Source organism: Vibrio sp. Vb0349, from assembly GCF_033338975.1.
Genome location: NZ_JAWOTS010000300.1, coordinates 1 through 1,200, shown reverse-complemented (window position 1 = coordinate 1,200; position 1,200 = coordinate 1). Strand labels below are relative to the sequence as shown.

General features: G+C 45.2%; 1 protein-coding gene and 1 pseudogene. One reads left to right on the top strand and one right to left on the bottom strand.

Annotated elements, in window-relative coordinates; all coding sequences use genetic code 11:
- Positions 1-643, top strand: a pseudogene (locus tag R7Q47_RS25360) (phosphoglucomutase/phosphomannomutase family protein); the annotation flags it as partial.
- A 153-nt stretch (positions 644-796) separates the two neighbouring features.
- Here R7Q47_RS25360 and R7Q47_RS25355 read toward each other — a convergent pair.
- Positions 797-1,200, bottom strand: a 404-nt coding sequence (locus R7Q47_RS25355; RefSeq protein ID WP_318090107.1) for a TOBE domain-containing protein, incomplete at its 5' end; no start/stop codon positions are given.

Sequence of the window (1,200 nt, the reverse complement as noted above, 5' to 3'; positions counted from 1 at the left end):
CATCGATGAGAAAGGCAACTTCATTCATCCAAATGAAGTGCTGATTCTTCTGTATTACTACCTATTGAAATACAAAGGTTGGAAAGGCTCAGTCGTACGTAACATCGCGACAACACACCTATTAGACAAAATCGCCGAAGATCACGGTGAGAAATGTTTTGAGGTTCCAGTGGGCTTCAAACACATCAGCTCGCAAATGGAAGCAGATGACTCACTGATTGGTGGAGAAAGCTCTGGTGGTTTAACTATTCGCGGTCATATCAAAGGTAAAGATGGTGTGTTCGCATCAAGCTTACTGGTTGAAATGATCTCGGTAACGGGCAAAAAGTTGTCTGAACTACTGGATGAAATCTATGGCAAGTACGGCTACGCGTACATGGCAGAAGGTGATTGCAAATTCAAACCAGCGCAAAAAGAAGTCCTATTCAACAAGATATATGTTGAAAAACAACTGCCTGAGTTTGAGTTTGATATTGAAAAAGTCAGCTACGAAGATGGCGCGAAAGTCTACTTCAAGAACGGCGGTTGGATCATCGCGCGCTTCTCTGGTACTGAGCCATTACTACGTATTTTTGCAGAAATGCAAGATAAGGACACTGCGGAACGTGTTCTTCAACAGTTTAAAGACTTCTTGTCTCTATAACTGACCTTGTGCCCGCTTCGAGCACAATGATGAGAGTCGACGCTGTCTGAAAAGGCGCTCATCAACAGGAGAAGAGCACTTGCCCGGCATCACTGCCGGGCTTTTTTGTATCTATAAATCGAGAATGGATTCGCAATCCCGTATGCAGAGACATTAAGCGAACGCTAGCACGCCTTGAGTTTCGATCTTCACAGCAACACGCTCACCGATATAAAGCGGCTGTGATGCGATAGCCAGTAGACGATCACCATTAGCATCAATCACATAACGACAATGATCACCCATGAAGTGCTGCTCAAGCACAGTGACCGCACTGTCTTCATCCGACTGAATTTGGACATGTTGTGGTCGCAGTAGTAATGAACAAGCAGATTGCATTTGAATCTCTTGCTGTGCACTCGCCTCAACTACACCAATATGGGTTTCGTATTCCGTATCTGAAATGCGCGTTGCGGCTAGGTAGCTACCACCACCTAAGAAGTCTGCAACAAACTTGCTCGAAGGTTGGTAGTAGAGTTCTGAAGCCGTGCCGTATTGCTCAATAACACCGTGGTTCA